At 62.8% G+C, this 20,844-nt stretch carries 20 protein-coding genes; 16 read left to right on the top strand and 4 right to left on the bottom strand.

Features of this window, described 5'->3' with window-relative positions:
• Positions 1-96: 96 nt before the first annotated feature.
• The 13 genes from rpoE (at position 97) to nagZ (ending at position 12,710) form a co-directional block, all read left to right on the top strand.
• A complete protein-coding gene (gene rpoE, locus CIC12_RS16420; RefSeq protein WP_006051939.1) occupies positions 97-696 on the top strand; it encodes an RNA polymerase sigma factor RpoE in 600 nt (199 codons plus the stop codon).
• An 82-nt stretch (positions 697-778) separates the two neighbouring features.
• On the top strand, positions 779-1,396 hold the full coding sequence (locus CIC12_RS16425) for a sigma-E factor negative regulatory protein (protein ID WP_168665153.1): 618 nt from the start codon (positions 779-781) through the stop codon (positions 1,394-1,396).
• 4 nt (positions 1,397-1,400) lie between these two features.
• The gene (locus CIC12_RS16430; protein WP_168665171.1) at positions 1,401-2,444 is read left to right on the top strand and encodes a MucB/RseB C-terminal domain-containing protein; all 1,044 of its coding nucleotides are present in this window, start codon (positions 1,401-1,403) and stop codon (positions 2,442-2,444) included.
• 37 nt (positions 2,445-2,481) lie between these two features.
• Positions 2,482-3,993 carry a DegQ family serine endoprotease gene (locus CIC12_RS16435; protein ID WP_168665154.1) on the top strand — a complete coding sequence of 504 codons (1,512 nt, stop codon included), beginning with the start codon at positions 2,482-2,484 and terminating at the stop codon, positions 3,991-3,993.
• The gene (locus CIC12_RS16440) at positions 3,990-4,253 is read left to right on the top strand and encodes a glutaredoxin family protein (RefSeq protein ID WP_168665155.1); all 264 of its coding nucleotides are present in this window, start codon (positions 3,990-3,992) and stop codon (positions 4,251-4,253) included. Before CIC12_RS16435 ends, CIC12_RS16440 begins: the two co-directional genes overlap by 4 nt.
• 204 nt (positions 4,254-4,457) lie before the next feature.
• Positions 4,458-6,251, top strand: coding sequence for a translation elongation factor 4 (gene lepA / locus CIC12_RS16445; protein WP_168665156.1), 1,794 nt, complete (start codon positions 4,458-4,460; stop codon positions 6,249-6,251).
• Between the two features lie 18 nt (positions 6,252-6,269).
• On the top strand, positions 6,270-7,163 hold the full coding sequence (gene lepB / locus CIC12_RS16450; protein WP_168665157.1) for a signal peptidase I: 894 nt from the start codon (positions 6,270-6,272) through the stop codon (positions 7,161-7,163).
• Between the two features lie 175 nt (positions 7,164-7,338).
• The gene (gene rnc / locus CIC12_RS16455) at positions 7,339-8,541 is read left to right on the top strand and encodes a ribonuclease III (protein WP_168665158.1); all 1,203 of its coding nucleotides are present in this window, start codon (positions 7,339-7,341) and stop codon (positions 8,539-8,541) included.
• Between the two features lie 55 nt (positions 8,542-8,596).
• A complete protein-coding gene (gene era / locus CIC12_RS16460; RefSeq protein ID WP_174772074.1) occupies positions 8,597-9,496 on the top strand; it encodes a GTPase Era in 900 nt (299 codons plus the stop codon).
• On the top strand, positions 9,483-10,388 hold the full coding sequence (recO, locus tag CIC12_RS16465) for a DNA repair protein RecO (protein WP_168665159.1): 906 nt from the start codon (positions 9,483-9,485) through the stop codon (positions 10,386-10,388). The genes era and recO overlap by 14 nt, the downstream gene beginning before the upstream one ends.
• Complete coding sequence (gene pdxJ / locus CIC12_RS16470) at positions 10,385-11,149, top strand: pyridoxine 5'-phosphate synthase (RefSeq protein ID WP_168665160.1); 765 nt, start codon at positions 10,385-10,387, stop codon at positions 11,147-11,149. The genes recO and pdxJ overlap by 4 nt, the downstream gene beginning before the upstream one ends.
• A gap of 23 nt (positions 11,150-11,172) precedes the next feature.
• Positions 11,173-11,613 (top strand): holo-ACP synthase, encoded by a 441-nt coding sequence (acpS, locus tag CIC12_RS16475; protein WP_168665161.1) that lies wholly within the window; start codon positions 11,173-11,175, stop codon positions 11,611-11,613.
• Positions 11,614-11,681: 68 nt separating this feature from the next.
• Positions 11,682-12,710 (top strand): beta-N-acetylhexosaminidase, encoded by a 1,029-nt coding sequence (nagZ, locus tag CIC12_RS16480; protein WP_168665162.1) that lies wholly within the window; start codon positions 11,682-11,684, stop codon positions 12,708-12,710.
• 115 nt (positions 12,711-12,825) lie between these two features.
• Here the strand turns inward: nagZ and CIC12_RS16485 are convergent, their stop codons facing one another.
• Together CIC12_RS16485 and CIC12_RS16490 are read right to left on the bottom strand one after the other, a co-directional pair.
• Positions 12,826-14,202 (bottom strand): sigma-54-dependent transcriptional regulator, encoded by a 1,377-nt coding sequence (locus tag CIC12_RS16485; protein WP_168665163.1) that lies wholly within the window; start codon positions 14,200-14,202, stop codon positions 12,826-12,828.
• Positions 14,203-14,585: 383 nt separating this feature from the next.
• Positions 14,586-14,792, bottom strand: coding sequence for a CsbD family protein (locus tag CIC12_RS16490; RefSeq protein ID WP_168665164.1), 207 nt, complete (start codon positions 14,790-14,792; stop codon positions 14,586-14,588).
• On the opposite strand from CIC12_RS16490, the gene CIC12_RS16495 reads away from it, so the two are divergent.
• A complete protein-coding gene (locus CIC12_RS16495; RefSeq protein ID WP_168665165.1) occupies positions 14,791-15,042 on the top strand; it encodes a hypothetical protein in 252 nt (83 codons plus the stop codon). The two genes, CIC12_RS16490 and CIC12_RS16495, sit on opposite strands and share 2 nt — an antisense overlap.
• Positions 15,043-15,073: 31 nt before the next feature.
• Here the strand turns inward: CIC12_RS16495 and efp are convergent, their stop codons facing one another.
• On the bottom strand, positions 15,074-15,631 hold the full coding sequence (gene efp, locus CIC12_RS16500) for an elongation factor P (RefSeq protein WP_042322091.1): 558 nt from the start codon (positions 15,629-15,631) through the stop codon (positions 15,074-15,076).
• A 379-nt stretch (positions 15,632-16,010) separates the two neighbouring features.
• On the bottom strand, positions 16,011-17,216 hold the full coding sequence (gene earP, locus CIC12_RS16505; protein WP_168665166.1) for an elongation factor P maturation arginine rhamnosyltransferase EarP: 1,206 nt from the start codon (positions 17,214-17,216) through the stop codon (positions 16,011-16,013).
• 263 nt (positions 17,217-17,479) lie between these two features.
• On the opposite strand from earP, the gene uvrC reads away from it, so the two are divergent.
• Both uvrC and pgsA read left to right on the top strand, forming a co-directional pair.
• On the top strand, positions 17,480-19,681 hold the full coding sequence (gene uvrC / locus CIC12_RS16510; RefSeq protein ID WP_168665167.1) for an excinuclease ABC subunit UvrC: 2,202 nt from the start codon (positions 17,480-17,482) through the stop codon (positions 19,679-19,681).
• A 266-nt stretch (positions 19,682-19,947) separates the two neighbouring features.
• Positions 19,948-20,541: a CDP-diacylglycerol--glycerol-3-phosphate 3-phosphatidyltransferase gene (pgsA, locus tag CIC12_RS16515; protein ID WP_168665168.1), complete on the top strand. Its 594-nt coding sequence runs from the start codon at positions 19,948-19,950 to the stop codon at positions 20,539-20,541.
• Positions 20,542-20,844 lie beyond the last annotated feature (303 nt).

Consider the following 20,844-nt stretch of genomic DNA (forward strand, 5'->3'; position numbering starts at 1 on the left):
ACGACTGTAACCGCTGTTACCGGCGTAACGTGCCCTCGTGATGAGAACGCTACAATGGTGCCCCGCCATGCGCCCTATAGTTAACGGATTTATCAGGTGAGCGAAAAAGAAATTGATCAGGTGCTGGTCGAGCGCGTCCAGAAGGGCGACAAGGCCGCGTTCGAGCTTCTGGTCTCCAAATACCACCGCAAGATTCTCAGGCTGATCTCACGCCTCGTGCGCGACCCGGCCGAAGTGGAGGATGTCGCGCAGGACGCCTTCATCAAGGCGTACCGGGCGTTGCCACAGTTTCGCGGGGAATCGGCTTTCTATACATGGTTGTACCGGATTGCGGTCAACACGGCAAAGAACTACCTTGCCACCCAAGGACGGCGGGCACCCACTTCGACCGAAGCAGATGCTGAAGAAGCTGAAACTTTCTCGGACGCCGACCAACTAAGGGATATCAACACGCCTGAGTCGATGTTGATGAGCAAGCAGATCGCTGAGACGGTCAATGCTGCGATGGCGGTTTTACCGGAAGAACTGCGCACCGCCATTACTCTTCGTGAAATTGAAGGTCTGAGCTACGAGGAAATCGCCGAGATGATGGGTTGCCCGATCGGCACCGTCAGATCACGAATTTTCCGCGCTCGCGAAGCCATTGCGGCAAAATTGCGTCCGTTGCTTGACACACCTGAAGGCAAGCGCTGGTAGTCCTCAGCCGGCCGATCGGGGCACGGCTGCAATATCTGGATTAGTGGTGTCACTACGGGGTATTTGTAAGATGGGGAGCATCATGGGGTCGATCTCGATGCAATCGCAAGCCAGTTCGCGCGGCGAGCGTCTGTCCGCTTTTGTCGACGGTGAGCTGTTCGGCGAAGAGCATCTGAATCTGGGCAAATTTCTTTCCGGACTGGACGGTGAAGACCGTGCGGCCTGGTCGAGCTATCACCTGATCGGCGACGCGCTGCGGTCCGACGATCTAGCCGTCAGTCCGGCAACCAGCAGCGCGTTCCTGAACGGTTTCGCCGCGCGCTTCGACAACGAGCCGCACGTGCTTGCGCCTGCCATGCCGGTCGCACGTCGCCTGCTGGCGCTGCGCCGCCGTGTCGTGCCGGCTTTTGCGGTGGCGGCCGCTGCCGCAACGCTGACGTGGATCGTTGTGCCGCAGCTGCAGGGCGTGCCGGGCGGCCCGGGCTCGCAACTCGCGTCGGTTCATGGCGATGCGGTGCAACGTGTGGCGATGGTGCCGGTGCCTGCGGCGGCTCAGCCGATCGCGCAAGACGCGAACATCATCCGTGACGCAAGTCTCGATCAATATCTGGAAGCTCACCAGCAGTTCGCGCAGCAACCGGTCATGACGGGCTCGATGCCGGTGATTCGCGCTGCCTCAGTCTCTACGCAAGGCCAATAGTTTGATGCAGACTCTGCGGTTGAATAAAACGACTATCTGGGGGCGGCTGCCGGCATTCCTGTTCTGTGCAGCCGTATTGTTGTCCGCCACACCGCGGGTCTTTGCACAAACCGCCGATCCGCTCGTCGTCCGTCGCACGGCCGCGGATCTGCTCGATCGCATCCATCAGGCCGCTCAGCAGCAGAACTACGAAGGCGCGTTCGTGTACCAGCGCGGCAATTTCGTGCAGACGTCGCGTATCGCGCATTACTCGACCCATTCCGACGGCGAATTCGAGCAGCTCGAAAGTCTCGACGGCAAGCCGCGCAAAATGTTGCGCCATAACGACGACCTCTACACGTTTGTGCCGGAGCGGCGTCTGCTGGTGGTCGAAAAGCGTCAGAACAAGGACTCGTTCCCCGCGTTGCTTGCGGTGAGCGGCGAACAGGTTCTGTCCGTCTATGAGCCGAAGCTGCTCGGAGACGACCGCGTTGCGGGCGTCGAAAGCCAGGTGATCGAGCTCGATCCAAAAGACGCATTTCGCTTTGCCTACAAGCTGTGGGCCGACAAGAAGACCGGCTTGCTGCTGCGGGCGCAGACGCTCGACCCGAACGGCCAGGTGCTCGAGCAATTGTCGTTTTCGCAGATTCGCATCGGCGTACCGGTCGACAAGGCCGGCATCGTCAACGGCATTCGTAATACGGCGGGGTGGACCGTGGTGCGTCCGCCAGTCGAACCAGTCGACATGGCCGCTCAAGGCTGGCAGATCGCGCCGACCGTGCCGGGCTTCCGGATGATCCGTCAGTTGCGCCGTCCCATGGCTGCGCGCGAAGCGGGTCAACCGACCATTCCAGTGGACCAGGCCGTCTTCTCCGACGGCCTCGCGGCCATTTCGGTGTTCATCGAGCCGGTCGAGAACAACACGCGCAAGGAAGGCTCCGGCAACAGCGGCGCCACGCACGTGCTGGTCAAGCGCCGGGGTGACTTCTGGATTACTCTGCTTGGTGAAGTGCCCCAGACCACATTGCAGCAATTCGCCGCTGCCATAGAATACAAATCTCCGAAGTAATCCTCTCCGAATCCTGAATCCCTCGGCTTGCTACGATATGACGACTTTCTCGGTGCGCAAATTCCTCGCGGCCGCGGTGGTAGCGGCGTGTTTGCCGCTCGTACCGCAAACGGCGTCGGCGGTTCCGGCCGCCAATCTGCCTGACTTCACCGATCTGGTCGACAAGGTCGGCCCGGCGGTCGTCAACATCCGCACGACCACGCGCGTGTCGAACAGCGGTCCCCGAAGCGGCTTGCCCCCGGGCATGGACGACGGTGATATGTCGGAATTTTTCCGCCGTTTCTTCGGCATTCCATTGCCGCAATCGCCGCAATCGCCCGGTTCGCCGCGTGGCGGCGACAACGGCAGTGGCAGCGGCGGAAGCCAGGACACGCCGGATAGCAACGATCCCGAACAGAATAGCGGGGTAGGCTCGGGCTTCATCCTGTCGGCTGACGGTTATGTCATGACCAACGCGCACGTCGTCGACGACGCGGACACGATTTACGTCACGCTGACGGACAAACGCGAATTCAAGGCGAAGCTGATCGGTGTCGACGATCGTACCGACGTTGCCGTTGTGAAAATCAGCGCCGCCAATCTGCCGACCATTACGATCGGCGATTCGAACAAGGTGCGTGTGGGCGAGTGGGTGGTCGCGATCGGCTCGCCGTTCGGTCTCGAGAATACGGTGACGGCCGGCATTGTCAGCGCGAAGGGGCGCGACACGGGCGACTATCTGCCGTTCATCCAGACCGACGTGGCCGTCAATCCCGGCAACTCGGGCGGCCCGCTGATTAACATGCAAGGCGAAGTGATCGGGATCAACTCGCAGATCTATAGCCGCACCGGTGGGTTCATGGGCATCTCGTTTGCGATTCCCATCGACGAGGCGATGCGCGTGGCCGACCAGCTGAAGAGTTCCGGCAAGGTGGTGCGTGGCCGTATCGCGGTGGCGATCGGTGAAGTCACCAAAGATGTCGCCGATTCGCTCGGTCTGCCCAAGGCGCAAGGTGCACTGGTCAGCAGCGTCGAGCCGGGCGGCCCGGCGGACAAGGCCGGCGTGCAGCCGGGCGACATCATTCTGAAGTTCAACGGTCATTCGGTCGACACGGCCACGGACTTGCCGCGTATGGTCGGCGATACGAAGCCGGGCACCAGATCGACGATCACGGTCTGGCGCAAGGGTCAAACGCGCGATTTGCCGGTCACGATTGCCGAGATGCAGCCGGACAAGACCGCGAAGGCGGATCAGAAGAAGCCGCAGCCGCCGAAGCAGCGCGCGACGAACGCGCTGGGTCTGGCCGTCAGCGATATCCCGGCTGATCAGTTGAAGGCGCTGAAGCTGCAGAATGGCGTGCAGATCGACGCAGTGGACGGCCCGGCGACCCGCGTTGGCCTGCAGAAGGGCGACATCGTTCTGCGGGTGGGCGATAAAGACATTACGAGCGCGAAGCAGTTCGACGAACTGAGTGCACATCTCGACCCGACGAAGATGGTCGCGCTGCTGGTTCGTCGTGGCGATAACACGCAGTTCGTCCCGATCCGTCCGCGCAGCACGCAGAAATGACGACCCAGGCGGCGCTCACGCTCTACGGGCGGGCGTGGTGCCACCTCTGCGACGATATGTGCGCCGCGCTCGAGCCATTGCTGGCCGAATTCGGCGCGCAGGTCGAGCTGGTCGACGTCGATAGCGATCCGGTGCTGGAAACCCGCTACAACGAACGGGTGCCGGTTCTGGTCTGCGATGGCGTCGAGTTGTGTCACTATCACCTCGATGCGGCGCGGGTTCGCGCCGCACTGACCGTGCGTGCTGTCACGCCCCGTTGACGTTGCTCCCGCTTTCTCAAGCGATGTGCCAACCCGCATCGTTCTCATCAGATTTCACGCTTCTCCTGAGCCGTCTTTTCCTCCGGGCTTCGCAAGATGCGCCGGGCGATAGCCTTTTCGGCTAAAATAGATAGGTTTTTCACCTACTTACAAGGCGTGCTCCGCTATTGTCCGAGCGCGCCTTTTTCGCTTGATCGGCACTGAATGGATCATATTCGTAACTTTTCGATCATTGCGCACATCGACCATGGCAAGTCGACGCTCGCCGATCGCATCATCCAGATCTGCGGCGGCCTGTCCGACCGCGAGATGGAATCCCAGGTGCTTGACTCGATGGATCTCGAGCGCGAGCGCGGCATCACCATCAAGGCGCAAACCGCCGCACTGACGTATCGCGCCCGTGACGGGCAGGTCTACAACCTGAACATGATCGACACGCCGGGCCACGTCGACTTCTCGTACGAAGTCAGCCGCTCGCTGTCCGCATGTGAAGGCGCGCTGCTGGTCGTCGACGCGAGCCAAGGGGTGGAGGCGCAAACCGTCGCCAATTGCTACACGGCGATCGAACTCGGCGTCGACGTCATTCCGGTGCTCAACAAAATCGACCTGCCGGCGGCCAACCCCGAAAACGCGATCGCTGAAATCGAAGACGTGATCGGTATCGACGCCACCGACGCCACGCGTTGCAGCGCGAAGACTGGCCTCGGCGTCGAAGACGTGCTCGAAGCGCTGGTCGCGAAAGTGCCTCCGCCGAAGGGCGATCCGGAAGCACCGCTGCAGGCGCTGATCATCGACTCGTGGTTCGACAACTACGTCGGCGTCGTGATGCTGGTGCGTATCGTCAACGGCACGCTGCGTCCGAAAGACAAGATCCGCATGATGGCGACCGGTGCGCAATATCCGGTCGAGCACATCGGCGTGTTCACGCCGAAGTCTAAGAATCTCGAATCGCTGTCGGCGGGGCAGGTGGGCTTCATCATCGCCGGCATCAAGGAACTGGCCGCCGCGAAGGTGGGTGACACCGTCACGCTGGTGAACCGTCCGGCTCCTGAACCGCTGCCCGGCTTCAAGGAAGTGAAGCCGCAGGTGTTCGCCGGCCTCTATCCGGTCGAAGCGAACCAGTACGATGCGCTGCGCGACTCGCTCGAAAAGCTGAAACTCAACGACGCGTCGCTGCAGTACGAGCCGGAAGTGTCGCAGGCGCTCGGTTTCGGCTTCCGTTGCGGGTTCCTCGGCTTGCTGCACATGGAAATCGTGCAGGAGCGTCTCGAGCGCGAGTTCGACATGGATCTGATCACCACGGCACCGACCGTGGTGTACGAAGTGCTGCAACGCGACGGCACGATCATCATGGTCGAGAATCCGGCCAAGATGCCGGAGCCGTCGAAGATCGAAGAAGTGCGCGAGCCGATCGTCACCGTGAATCTGTACATGCCGCAAGACTACGTCGGCTCGGTGATCACGCTGTGCACGCAAAAGCGCGGCACGCAGATCAACATGCAGTATCACGGCCGCCAGGTGCAGTTGACGTACGAAATCCCGATGGGCGAAGTCGTGCTCGATTTCTTCGATCGTCTGAAGTCGATCTCGCGGGGCTACGCGTCGATGGATTACGAGTTCAAGGAATATCGCGCGTCCGACGTCGTGAAGGTCGACATGCTGATCAACGGCGACAAGGTGGATGCGCTGTCGGTCATCGTGCACCGTTCGCAAAGCCAGTATCGCGGCCGCGAAGTGGCGGCAAAAATGCGCGAGCTGATTCCGCGCCAGATGTATGACGTGGCGATCCAGGCGACGATCGGCTCGAACATCATCGCGCGTGAAAACATTAAAGCGTTGCGTAAGAACGTGCTGGCAAAATGCTACGGCGGTGACATTTCGCGTAAGAAGAAGCTGCTCGAAAAGCAGAAGGCAGGCAAGAAGCGAATGAAGCAGGTGGGCTCGGTCGAGATTCCCCAAGAGGCTTTCCTCGCGATCCTGCGTGTCGAAGACAAATAAGTTGAATAACGGAACGCTATGAATTTTGCGCTGATTCTTTTTGTGCTCGTCATTTTGACGGGCGTCGCATGGGTCGCGGACAAACTGGTTTTCCTGCCGAAACGGCGCCGCGCGGCGCAAGCCGCGGTCGCTGAGTTCGACAGTCAGCAAGCACGCATCGGCGAGCGTTTCGCCGATGAAAACGCGGCGCAAACGCGTGCGCGACTGCGTGACGACAAGCTGCGTCAGCCGTGGTGGCTCGAATATTCGGCGAGCTTCTTTCCGGTGATTCTGGTGGTGTTCGTAGTGCGCTCGTTCGTGGTCGAACCTTTCAAGATTCCATCGGGCTCGATGGTGCCGACGTTGCTGGTGGGCGACTTCATCCTCGTCAATAAATTCGAATACGGCATCCGTCTGCCCATCACCAATACGCAGGTCACCCAGGGCAATCCGCTCACGCGTGGCGATGTGGTGGTGTTCCGTTATCCGAAAGACGAATCGGTCGACTACATCAAGCGCGTGATCGGGTTGCCGGGCGACGTGGTCGAGTATCAGGACAAGAAGCTCACGGTCAACGGCAAGCCGGTGCCCGAAACGCCGCTGCCCGATTATCTCGACGAAGAGCGCCTCGGTTACGCAAAGCAATTCGAAGAAGATCTCGACGGCCGCAAGAACGCGGTGCTGAACAATCCGGCCGTGCCGCCGTTCATTGTGGGCGCCGAAGATTTTCCTTATCGCGACAACTGCACGTACAACGCACGCGGCGTGATTTGCAAGGTGCCGCCGGGCAATTACTTCATGATGGGCGACAACCGCGATAACAGTGCGGACAGCCGTTATTGGGGTTTTGTGCCGAACCAGAATATCGTCGGCCGCGCATTTTTTATCTGGATGAACTTCAGCGATTTGAAACGCATCGGCTCATTCCACTGAGTTCTTTTGCGTCGATCGCACGACACGCCGCGCTGATGACCGGCATATCGGCCACATCACTCGCGGCGTGTTATCACGCTACTTCAAGAACCCGCGGTAACGTCATTTCACCACGCTTTTTCCGCTGGCCTCCCCGCGTTTTCGCCGGGTCAGGCACCCGCGTTATACTCTGCCCATGCCCCTATCTCCGTTGGAAAGCCGACTGCGCTACGAATTTCGCAATGCGGAATTGTTGCGCCAGGCTTTAACGCACCGTAGTCATAGTTCCACGCATAACGAACGGCTCGAGTTTCTTGGCGATTCCGTTCTCAATTGCGCGGTGGCTGCGCTTTTGTTCCAACGTTTCGGCAAACTGGACGAGGGCGATCTGTCGCGCGTTCGCGCCAATCTGGTGAAGCAGCAGTCGCTTTACGAAATCGCCCAGGCGCTCAATATTTCAGAAGGCTTGCGGCTCGGTGAAGGCGAGTTGCGCAGCGGCGGCTTCCGCCGGCCCTCGATTCTCGCCGACACGCTGGAAGCGGTGCTGGGCGCGGTGTTTCTCGACGGCGGCTTCGACGCCGCGCAGACGGTCATCAAGCGCCTCTATGTGCCGATTCTCGATCACATCGACCCGCGCACGCTCGGCAAGGACGCGAAGACGCTATTGCAGGAGTATCTGCAGGGCCACAAGATCGCGCTGCCGACCTACACGGTCGTCGCTACACATGGTGCGGCGCACAATCAACAATTCGAAGTCGAATGCACGGTGCCGAAATTGGACGTGAAAGTGTCCGGTTCCGGCGCAAGCCGCCGTGCGGCGGAGCAGGCGGCCGCCAAGAAGGCGCTCGACGAAGTGATGGCGGCGGCACCCGCCGTCGTCGCCAAGCCCAAGCGTTCGAAGGGTGCGCGTGCAGCAAAAAACGCCGAGCCGGAGATCGTGCCGGGGGTGACAGGTGTCCAGGCTGCGCTGGATTTGCGCAGCCCGGAGCGTAGGGGCGAACGCGGCGCAGCGCGGGGCGAGCCGCGCCCGGCTACCGCTGCGGAACCCGCCGTCGAAAAGCCCGCTGCCGAACGATCCATACTGACCGCCACCGGCGCGCCGCTCGCCGTTATTCGCGCCGCGCATGTCGAATACAGCGGGCAGGACAAGGTCGAGCGCGCCGAAAAGGGCGAGAAATCGGACAAGGCGAGCACGCACGCGAACGAGAAAGCCACCGACAAGCCGGCCGACGGCAAAACCGACACCGTCTCCGCTCGCCACGCAGACCGGCAACGCGGTCGCGAAGCCACATCCGGTACGTCCGCCGTATCCGCGCCAGCGGCGCAGACGGCACCCGCCGAACACGAACCCGGCGTAGCCGACGCGGTGCAAACGCGCGTCGCCGACGCGGGCCATTGATTGCCCCTCGGCGCGCCATTTCCGCGTGCCGCTCTGAACTTGCCGTAGCCCGAATATGAACGCTCCCACTCCCACTGGTTTTCGCTGCGGCATGGTCGCGATCGTCGGCCGCCCTAACGTCGGCAAGTCCACGCTGATGAACGCGCTGGTCGGCCAGAAAGTCAGTATCACGTCGCGCAAGGCGCAGACCACGCGCCATCGCATCACCGGCATTCACACGCTCGAAGACGCGCAGTACATCTTCGTCGACACGCCGGGTTTTCAGACGAAGCACAGCGGTGCGCTGAACCGCTCGCTCAATCGCGCGGTCACGTCCACGCTGACCTCGGTCGACGCGATTCTGTTCGTGATCGAAGCCGGCCGCTTCGGCGCGGATGACCAGAAGGTGCTCGATCTGATCCCGCCGTCGGTGCCGACGCTGCTGATCGCGAACAAGCTCGACCGCGTCTCGGATAAAGATTCGCTGTACCCGTTCATGCAGCAGGTCAGCGCATTGCGCCAGTTCAACGAGATCGTACCGCTGTCGGCCAAGCACTCCGACGACATCAAGCGCTTGATGGCAACCGTCAAGCCGTTCCTGCCGGAAGGCGCGCCGATCTACGGCGAAGACGACCTGACCGATCGCAGCGAGCGTTTCCTCGCCGCGGAAATCCTGCGCGAAAAAGTGTTCCGCTGGACCGGCGACGAACTGCCGTACACGAGTACCGTGCTGATCGACAAGTTTGAAACCGAAGGCCGCCTGCGCCGCATTTTCGCGACCATCATGGTCGACCGTGACATGCACAAGGCGATGATCATCGGCCAGAAGGGCGCCAAGCTGAAGCAGATCAGCACCGAAGCGCGTCTCGACATGGAAAAGCTGTTCGACGGACCGGTCTATCTGGAAACCTTCATCAAGGTGAAGAGCGGCTGGGCCGACAACGAAGCCGGACTTCGTGCGTATGGGTACGAATGACGCGTGGATGACGCTGAATTCCGACGCAGCGCCGGACGAGCCGCAACCGGCCGCGCCGACGCGCGAGCCGTCGAAACCGGCGCGTAGTAGCGCCAAAAAATCTTCCAGCCAAAGCGCCGGGGGCGCTGAAGGCGAGCCGCGCAAAGCGCCCACCCGCGCGCCGCGCACTTCCGCTTCCCAATACCGGATCGCGGAGCAGCCCGCTTTCGTTCTCCATAGTTATCCGTATCGCGAGACCAGTCTGGTCATCGACGTGCTGTCGCGCGATCACGGCCGGCTCGCGCTCGTCGCGAAGGGCGCAAAGCGTCCGCATTCCGCGCTGCGCGGCGTGTTGCAGACTTTCCAGCCGCTCGCGCTGTCGTGGTCGGGCAAATCCGAAGTGCGCACGCTGACCGGTGCCGAATGGGTCGGCGGCATGCTGCCGTTGACCGGCGACGCGTTGCTCTGCGGTTTCTACGTCAACGAGCTGCTGGTCAAATTCTGCGCGCGCGAGGACCCGCATCCCCAACTGTTCCATCACTACGTCGTCACGATGACGCGTCTCGCTCACGACGAGCCGCCCGTGCAGGTGCTGCGCTCGTTCGAACGCGTGCTGCTGCGCGAGACCGGTTACGCGATGTCGCTCGGTCGTACCGTCGCGCGTAAAGCCGTGCTGCCCGAGGGGCGCTACGTGTTCGATCCGGAACGCGGCGTGCGCGAAGCGTCCGACGACTGGCCCGCGCAATGGCCGGTCGTCGCCGGCCAGACCTTGCTCGATATGGAACAGGACGATTACCATCGAGCGCAGACGGTGGCGCAAAGCAAAACGCTGATGCGCTTCCTGCTCAACACTTACCTTGGCGGCACGCCGCTCGCGACGCGCCAGATCCTGATCGACTTGCAGAACTTATGAGCTTCTTTCTTACGTCGCCGACTGTGATTGACCTGGGCGTGAACATCGATCACGTCGCCACGCTGCGCAATGCGCGCGGCACGTCCTACCCCGATCCGATCCGCGCGGCGCTGATGGCCGAGGAGGCCGGCGCGGATGTGATCACGCTGCATCTGCGCGAAGACCGCCGGCATATCGTCGACGCGGACGTGCGTAAGCTGCGTCCGCTGCTGAAAACGCGTATGAATCTCGAATGCGCGGTCACGCAGGAGATGCTCGACATTGCCTGCGAAGTGCAACCGCATGACGTGTGTCTCGTGCCGGAAAAGCGCGCGGAGCTGACGACCGAAGGCGGCCTCGACGTCGCCGGCCAGCTCGAAGCGGTGCGTGCCGCCTGCAGGCAACTCGCTGACGCGAACTCGCGCGTATCGCTCTTCATCGATCCCGACGAAACGCAGATTCGCGCCGCGCATGAAGCGGGTGCGCCGGTGATCGAACTGCATACGGGCCGCTACGCGGAAGCGCACGACCCCGCCGAACAGCAGCGCGAATACGAGCGCGTGGTGCGTGCGGTCGAATTCGGCATGACGCTCGGCATCAAGGTCAACGCGGGCCACGGTTTGCACTACACCAACGTGCAGCAGATCGCGGCGATCGACGGAATCGTCGAGCTGAACATCGGCCATGCGATCGTCGCGCACGCGATCTTCGCCGGCTGGGACAACGCGGTGCGCGAGATGAAGGCGATCATGGTCGCCGCGCGTCTCGGCGCGCGCGGCTGATGCGGCCCGGGGCGAACTCGCACATGGCGGTCTACGGCATCGGCACCGACATCGTTCAGGTGAGCCGCATAGCCGCGGTGATGGCGCGCACCGGCGGCCGCTTCGCGGAGAAGGTGCTCGGCCCGGACGAGCTGCGGATCTATCACGCGCGCCATGCTCGCTCGGCGGCGCGCGGTCTCGCATTTCTCGCCACGCGGTTTTCGGCGAAAGAGGCGTTCTCGAAAGCGATCGGCCTCGGTATGCGTTGGCCGATGACCTGGCGCGCGTTGCAAACGCTCAACAAGCCAAGCGGCGAGCCCATGGTAGTGGCGTCTGGCGAACTGGCCGAATGGCTCGACGCACGCGGCATCACGGCGCGCGTCACGATCAGCGACGAGCGTGATTACGCGGTGTCGTTCGTGATCGCGGAAACGACGCAGGCGGGTGGGGCAGATGCTCCGCCCACGCCGCCCGCCGCCGGATAAAAATACGCTGAGCGCGGCTCGCGCGGCCGTGTCTTTCCCTGCTCAATGCTTCCTTCTCGCGGAATTCGATGAAAACCACTCCCGGACCGGTGATGCTCGACGTGGTCGGCAAAACGCTGAACGACGACGACAAGCGCCGCCTTGCCCATCCGATGACCGGCGGCGTGATCCTGTTCGCACGCCACTATGAAAGCCGCGCGCAACTGACCGCGTTGACCGGGGCGATTCGCGCGGTCCGCGAGGACTTGCTGATCGGCGTCGATCACGAAGGCGGCCGTGTGCAGCGCTTTCGCACCGACGGCTTCACGGTGCTGCCCTCGATGGGCAAGCTCGGCGCGCTGTGGGACAGCGACGTGCTGCACGCCACCAAAGTGACGACCGCGGTCGGCTATATCCTCGCGGCGGAATTGCGCGCGTGCGGCATCGACATGAGTTTTACGCCGGTGCTCGATCTGAACTACGGGCAATCGCAAGTGATCGGCGATCGTTCGTTCCATCGCGATTCGCGCGTCGTGGCCCTGCTCGCGAAAAGTCTGAACCATGGCCTCGCACTGGCCGGCATGAGCAATTGCGGCAAGCACTTTCCGGGGCATGGTTTTGCGCACGCGGACTCGCACGTCGCGATGCCCGTCGACGATCGTCCGCTTGACGAGATCCTGCGCGACGACGTGGCGCCCTATGATTGGCTCGGCTTGTCGTTGGGATCGGTGCTGCCCGCGCATGTGGTCTATCCGCAAGTCGATTCGAAGCCGGCCGGTTTTTCTCGCGTCTGGCTGCAGGACATTCTGCGCAAGAAGCTGCGCTTCGAAGGCGCGATTTTCAGCGACGACCTGTCGATGGAAGCCGCGCGCCAGGGCGGCACGCTGACCGAAGGCGCGAGCGCTGCGCTCAACGCCGGTTGCGACATGGTGCTGATCTGCAATCAGCCGGACGAGGCCGAGAAGGTGCTGGACGCGTTGCGTTTCACGCCGTCGAAGGAATCGCGACGACGTCTGAAGCGCATGCGGCCGCGCGGCAAGGCGCTGACGTGGAGCAAGCTGGTTGCCGAGCCGCAATATCTGCAAGCGCAGGCGTTGCTGCGCAGCGCATTCGCCTGAACCGTCGAGGCTACGCGAATCCCGCCGGCGGATCGACGAAAAAACGGCGCCTTTGATTTCGAATCAAGGCGCCGTTTTTTTATCGGCTTCGGTCAGCCGTGAGCGGTTGTCGAACTCAGTTCAAGCGCATGCGCTGCAGCTTGTTGTACAGCGTCTTCGGACTGATGCCGAGTAGCGACGCCGCACGGTGACGCGTCCCGCCGACCGCGTCGAGCGTCGCGCGAATCAGCATTTCCTCGACGTCCGCGAGCGGCGTGCCGACGGTGACCTGCACGCGACTGCCGTTCAGGTCGCGGCCGTTCGCCGAGCCCTCGTCGGCGCGCAACGACTCCAGTACTTCACCTGACGCGTGATACGCCCGGCGCACCCGGTCCTGCAATTCGCGCACATTGCCCGGCCATTCGTATGCGAGACACTCGCGCAGGAAATTCGGCCCGATCTGCTTGGCGACCTCGGTCGTGCCAAGTGCGGCCGCTTCGAGATTCAACTCGTCGACCACCGCCTGAGCGATCAGCGACGGATCGCCGCCGCGTTCGCGCAGAGGCGGCAGCATCACCGCGGCGGCTTCGAGGCGCAACGCCAGATCCTGAAGCAGCGTACCGTCGGCCACCGCCGCACGCGGCGGCTTGCGCGTCGAGGCGATGAGCCGGAAGTCCGTCGCGACCTCGTTGGTGCCGCCGACGCGCATGAAGGTCTGCGAGTCGAGCGCGCGCAGCAACGCCTCCTGTTGCGCGCGCGGCAGTTCCGAGATTTCGTCGATGAACAGCGTGCCGCCGCTCGCCTGCTCGAACAGGCCCGGCTCGCGCTGCTCCGCCGCGCCGAACGCGCCGCGTTCGTGACCGAACAGCAGGCTGTCGAGCGAGCGATGCACTCCGCCGCCCGCGCCGCGCACGTCCAGCGTGACGAACGGACCTTTGCGGCGCCGGCTCATATCATGCAGCGTGCGCGCCGCGACCTGCTTGCCGGTGCCGGCTTCGCCGCAAATCAGCACGGCCGCTTCGGTGGGCGCGATATGTTCGATCGCGTCGTACGCGTGCTGAATCTCGCCGCTGCGGCCGAGCATCGAGCCGAAGCGTCCGAGCTGGCGCAACGATGCACGCAAGGTCTGTACTTCTTCGGTCAGTTCGTACGGGCGCGGAATGCGCGCCAGCAGGCTGCGCAAACGCGGAATATTGACCGGCTTGAGCAGGTAGTCCCAAATGCCGTGGCGCAGACCCTCGATCGCGCTCTCGACCGTCGCATTGCCGGTCATCACGATTACGGGCAATGCGCCGCCTGGCGGATGCGCGGGCAGATGCTGCAGCAGGTCGAGACCGCTGCCGTCCGGCAGATTCAGGTCGACCAGCACGACGTCGGGAATGAAGCGCGTCAGCGCCGCCCGCGCCTCGGCGATGGTTGTCGCGGTGTCGACGGAGAAGCCGTCGGCGGCGAGGATAGCGGATAGGCCTGACAGGCTATTGGGGTCGTCTTCAACAATCAGGGCGTGTGGCATAGCGAGCGCAATTTTTTGGATGGATGGAATACCCGCTGCGTTGCGCCGCTGCTTCAATTGGCGCGCGATAGGGGAGCGATGGCTGGCCGGGATGAAGGGTCGGTCGGGTGCCGGGGTCGTTCGACGCTGGCACATACTGCCAATGCCGGTCGGTCGCGCCCGTTCCGCTCGCACACCAAGCCTGGCGTGCAACCCGTCGGGGAGCTGCCAGGGGTATGAACGGTGTGAGCGCGTTTCCCGGCGTGCAGGACATTGCTGCAACCGGCCGGGCGCGACGGACAAGGATTCGACTCACGAAGTTCTGGTCCTTTGACTTACCACGGCGACGCCGGCCCGCGGCGACTGCCGCAGGCGAGGCATCTGTAGTTTTTTCATCCGATCTGTCAGAAATCCCGGTTGCTATCGAAAAACCGGCGCACTTCCAGTTCCGCTTCTTCGCGGGTTTTACCGTAGCGTTCCTGGATCAGGCCGGCGAGCTTGTCGGCGCGGCCTTCGGCCTTCGTCAATTCGTCGTCTGTCAATTCGCCCCATGCTGTCTTCGCCTTGCCGACCATCTGTTTCCACTTGCCTTCAGCAATGTCGTTATTCATGGTGCTCTCCCAAGTTGAAAAAATAAGCCGTACGGGCATACCTCACGATAAGCAGGGACTGTGCCACGAACATTTACTTAAATTTATCAATGGTTTGTCCGCTAACGGACGGAGAGACCGCGAAGATGCGGCGGCAATTTCGAGAAGCTTGCCGGTAAAGTTTCCCTCAACCATACACGGCGTTGCAGAAAAGAAAAAGCGCCCAAATGGGCGCTTTTTCTTTTCGATTTTTTTCGCAGCGCGGGCGTGACGCCGGCGCTGGATTCAAGCCTGCAGGCGCTTCACGCGCGGCTGCGGTATTCGTGCGTGCGCGTGTCGATTTCGATCTTGTCGCCGATGTTGCAGAAGAGCGGCACTTGCAGTTCAAAGCCGGTGGTCAGCTTCGCGTTCTTCAGCACCTTGCCCGACGATGTATCGCCCTTGACAGCCGGTTCCGTGTAGATGATTTCGCGGACAAGCGTGGTCGGCAGTTCGACCGAGATGGCCTTCTCGTTGTAGAACACGACTTCGCAAGCCATGCCGTCTTCGAGGTAATGAAGGGCGTCGCCCATCATTTCGCTTTCGACTTCGAACTGGTTGTAGTCGGCGTCCATGAACACATACATCGGATCGGCGAAGTACGAGTACGTCACTTCCTTGCGTTCCAGCACGACGACGTCGAACTTGTCGTCTGCCTTGTACACGCTTTCCATGCCTGCGCCAGTCAGCAGGTTCTTGAACTTCATCTTGACGACGGCGGAGTTGCGGCCCGATTTGTTGTATTCGGCCTTTTGCACGACCATTGCGTCTGCGCCGATCATCACGACGTTGCCGGTGCGGAGTTCCTGTGCGGTCTTCATAAAACTGTCCTGTACGAAATAAGTAGCTCAACTTTGCTCAACGGCATACGGCGCAAGCGGCTTCGGCGCTTCACTCATTGCGCGCCGCGCCGCATGAAGGCGGCGGGGAAGCCAATGTGGGAAGCGTGGGCCGGCTTGCCATGGGAACCGGAGGCGCAGCCGCATCGCGCAGCCCGTTGATTCCGGCCATCCCCAACAATCCGTTACCTGCTTTTTACCCGGTGCGGGCGTGTACACGAGTGGCGCCGAGCGACAACATACGGCCCTTTTTTGACTTTTGCACCATTGACCCAAAGGTTGAGCGCGTCTGACACCTTTCGATGCCGGGTTCGTTGTTGCGATCGGGCCGCGCTTGCGTCGTCGGCCGTTGGATAACCGCTTATTTTAACTGAGTTTTTGCGAACAAGGCCAGATTTCCGGCAAGGTCACCCACCTGGGCAAGTTCGCCGGCCCATTCGGCCGCGCGCCGTTGCAGTGCCGGGCGGTGACGCTGGAATTCCGCCCAGTCCGGGCGGCCCGCGCCGTTCCATGCGTGCCAGAAGCGCGCGAGCGCGTCGCGGGCATCGACGGGCAGCGTGCGCGCGTAGTGTGCGAGCGCGGCGTCGAGCTTCGGAAGATGGGCTTCGTCGGCTTGCGGGTAGATGTGCCAGACGAACGGCTTCGCCGCCCACTGCGCGCGCACGAACGAGTCTTCGCCGCGCACAAAATTGACGTCGCTCGCCCACAGCAGTGCGTCGTAGCCCGCTTGCGCGGTGAAGGCGAGCGCATGCGCGGTGAGGTTGCCACGGCTCGCGTGCGAGCGGGCGGTGAACGAGGGCAAACCGAAAAAGCGCGCGATCGCGCCGGAAATACGGCCTTCCGGCACCAGTAGCACGACCGGCGCGGCGCTGTCGCGCCACTGTTCGAGCAGACTGTCGACGGCGGGGTTTTCGTACGCGAACAGCGAGACGACGGTCGCCGTGGCGGGCGGCGGCGCGTGGCCGGTGGTTTTGCGCCACCATGCTTCGCGCGCTGCCGGCGATGTCTCGAAGGCCGCGCGCGCGGCGTCGAGATGGCGTTCTTTCAGCACGCCGCCGGTGCCGGGACCGAGCCCCGGGAAGAAGAACGTCTTGGTCAGCGCATAGCGCGGATGGGGCGAGGGGCGCAGATGAAAATCCGCGACCCAGTCTTCTGCGCTCAGATACTCGAGGTTGAACCAGACTGGCACGCGCGCGCGTTCTGCCATCGCGGCGACGTAAATCGGCGGCAGTTCGCAGCCGAACGCCTCGACCACCACATCGGCCACTTCGAGCGTGTCGCCCGCATGGGCCGGCTCGTGCCAATGTTCGACGACGATCCCGCCGACCGTCTGCCGCGCACGATCCAGCGACAGCGACGGGCACAGCTTCTGGAACGCAAGCAGATCGTCGACGAACACGCGCACCTGCCAACCGTGCTCGCTCGCAAGTTGGCGCGCGAGGCGCCAGCACACGCCGATGTCGCCGAAATTGTCGATCACCGCGCAAAAGATGTCGCAGGCGATCGCGGCGGCGGCGCCGGGGGAGGCGGCGGTAGTCTGCTCGGAGGCGGGCGGAACGGAGGACATGGCGGCCTGGGAGGGGATTCGAACGATGGGCGCGGCTGATGCGAACGACGATCCCGCGAACGCTGCTCACTGCGTTACACCGCCCCCGGCTCGTGCCGGAGCGCTGGCGGAGTCGGCGCAACGGCAGGGCTCGAACGTACGCGGAATGTTCTAAACTGGCGATTCTAAAGCCTCGGCCACGATTGCGCGCGCCCCCGTTTCACGCGAGTGCGCGGCACACGATGCAAGGCCCCCGCGAGACAGTCCCACCCAATCGATCCCGCATGACCGAACCCGAAGCTACCGACGCTTTCGAGCCGAAAAAAGTGCTCGCCCAACTGCCGCATCTGCCGGGCGTCTACCGTTATTACGATACGCACGGCGCGGTGCTGTATGTGGGCAAGGCGCGCGATCTCAAGAAGCGCGTGTCGAGCTACTTCACGAAGACGCAACTGTCGCCGCGTATCGCGATGATGGTCACACGCATCGCGCGGATCGAGACGACCGTCACGCGCTCCGAGGCCGAGGCGCTACTGCTCGAAAACAATCTGATCAAGGCGCTCGCGCCGCGCTACAACATCCTGTTTCGAGACGACAAGTCATACCCGTATCTCAAGCTGACCGGCCACAAGTTTCCGCGCATGGCGTATTACCGAGGTTCGGTGGATCGCAAGAATCAGTACTTCGGGCCGTTTCCGAGTGCGTGGGCGGTGCGCGAGAGCATCCAGATCCTGCAGCGGGTGTTCCAGTTGCGCACCTGCGAAGACTCCGTGTTCAACAACCGCACGCGCCCTTGCCTGCTACATCAGATCGGCCGCTGCACGGCGCCGTGCGTCGCTAACATCAGCGAAGAGGATTACGCGCGCGACGTCGCCAACGCGTCGCGCTTCCTGCTCGGCCGTCAGGGCGAAGTGATGAAAGAGCTCGAACAGAAGATGCACGCGTTCGCGAGCGAGCTCAAGTTCGAGCAGGCCGCAGCGGTGCGCAACCAGATGAGTTCGCTGTCGACGGTGCTGCATCAGCAGGCGATCGAAGTCGGCAGCGATAGCGACGTCGACATTCTCGCGGTGGTCGCGCTGGGCGGCCGGGTCTGCGTGAATCTCGCGATGGTGCGCGGAGGACGGCACCTGGGCGACAAGGCGTATTTCCCCGCACACGTGGAAAGTGCGTTGACGGCGGACGAGGGCGGGCTCGAAGAGGGCGGCGAGGATGAGGCGCTGGCCAGCGTGTCCCTGACTGCGTCCCTGGCAGCGCAACAGAACGCGAACGGCGACGCCGAATCCGCCGATGCCGATGCCGATGCCGATGCCGATGTCGATGTCGATGTCGATGCCCTCGCGATTGCGCAGGACATGCCCGGTGAAGACGAAGAGGCTGAAGAAGAAGCCAACGCCACCGCCCCCGGAGCGTCGAAGCCGCGCAAAGGCCGCGCGTCCGGCGGGATCGAATCCGAAGTGCTCGAAGCGTTCATCGCTCAGCACTACCTGGGCAATCGTGTGCCGCCCGTGCTCGTGGTCAGCCACGCGCCGGCCACGCGCGAACTGGTCGACGTGCTGATCGAGCAGGCCGGCCACAAGGTGACCGTGCTGCGTCAACCGCAAGGTCAACGGCGCGCATGGCTCGCGATGGCTGAGCAGAATGCGCGGCTCGCGCTCGCCCGTCTGCTGTCGGAACAGGGCTCGCAACAGGCCCGCACGCGCGCGCTGACCGACACGCTCGGCATGGAGTGCGACGACCTCGCGCATTTGCGTATCGAGTGCTTCGACATCAGCCATACGATGGGCGAGGCGACCCAGGCGTCGTGCGTGGTGTATCACCATCACAAAATGCAGTCGTCCGAATACCGCCGCTACAACATCACGGGCATCACGCCCGGCGATGACTACGCGGCGATGCGCCAGGTGCTCACGCGCCGCTACGAGAAGATGGTCGCGCAAGCCGCCGCGAATGCCGCCGACGAAGCCGCTGAACTGCAAGGCGAAGCGGCGGCCGATCCATCGCTCGCGACGGATGCCGCGGAACCGGCGGCGGCCGGCGGCATTCTGCCGACCATCGTGCTGATCGACGGCGGCAAGGGGCAGGTCGAGATCGCGCGCCAGGTGTTCACGGAACTGGGCCTCGACACCGGCATGCTGGTCGGCGTCGCGAAGGGCGAGGGCCGCAAGGTCGGCCTTGAAACCCTGATCTTCGCGGATGGCCGCGCGCCGCTCGAACTCGGCAAGGAAAGTGCCGCGCTGATGCTGGTCGCGCAGATTCGCGACGAAGCACACCGCTTTGCGATCACCGGCATGCGCGCGAAGCGCGGCAAGACGCGCCAGACTTCGCGGCTCGAAGAACTCGAAGGGGTGGGCGCGAAACGGCGTCAACGGCTGCTCGCGCGGTTCGGCGGCTTGCGCGGCGTGGTGGCTGCGAGCGTCGAAGATCTGGCGAGCGTCGAAGGCATTTCGCAGGCGCTGGCCGAGCAGATTTACCGGCAATTGCATTGAAGCTGGCGCGGCGGGCGGGCCGCTTGTCGAGCGGGGCGCGGTCGGCCGGTGGCCGATGAGCGGTCAAACGAGCGACCATCGAGCGACGGGGCTACGACCAGTTAGCCCCGAGTCCGCGCCCGGTCCGCGATCAGTCAAGCCCCAATTCGGGCCCGGGAAGCGGCGCCCATCCGGCCCGCGTCCCCACGCCCACGCGCCGCTTTGCTTGTGGCAGGCCCTGTGACACGGCACAATTGCATCTCACTCGTCAGACGCTGCGCCTGCCCATGCCGTTTAATTTCCCGATATTCCTGACCTGGCTGCGGATCGTCCTGATTCCGCTTGTCGTCGGCGTGTTTTATTTGCCTGACATGATGATGAGCCCCGCGCACCGCAACCTGGCCGCTGCGACGATCTTCATTCTGGCGGCGCTCACCGACTGGTTCGACGGCTATCTGGCCCGCAAGTGGAATCAGACTTCGGCGTTCGGCGCGTTTCTTGATCCGGTCGCTGACAAACTGATGGTGACGGCCGCACTGCTAGTGCTCGTGCAACTCGCGCGGATCGATTCGGCAATTGCTCTCGTGATCGTCGGACGCGAAATCGCGATCTCGGCGTTACGCGAGTGGATGGCACAGATCGGCGCGTCGAAGAGCGTCGCGGTGAATTCGCTCGGCAAGTTCAAGACCGCCTGTCAGATGATCGCCATTCCCATGCTGCTGTTCTACGGCCCGTTGCCGTTCGGTGGCGGCGTGACGGTCGACACGCGTGTGTGGGGCCTGTGGCTGATCTATCTGGCCGCGTTCCTGACGATCTGGTCGATGCTCTACTACATGAAGCTCGCATGGCCGCAGATTCGTGAGAGAGGCGGCGTCGCGTGAAGGTGAGGCGCGTGTCGACGGCGGGCGTCAGGCACGCGAAGCGTGTTCGAACCTCGCGGCGAACATGGCCTGCGCATGAGCGAAACTTTTATTAAAGGCATTCGCAAAAGGGGTTGACACCCATCGGTCGTTTCTCCATAATCTCGTTTCTCCGATGCACGCAGTTTGAAGCAACGGGCGAAGTAAGAGAGTAATTGCAGTCAATAAGGCAGTAGTTAGCAGCAAGTAGTGGAAGTACAACGCGGGAGTAGCTCAGTTGGTAGAGCGCAACCTTGCCAAGGTTGAGGTCGCGAGTTCGAGCCT

The organism is Paraburkholderia sp. SG-MS1 (assembly GCF_012275575.1).
In the GTDB taxonomy this organism is placed as follows: Bacteria; Pseudomonadota; Gammaproteobacteria; order Burkholderiales; family Burkholderiaceae; genus Paraburkholderia.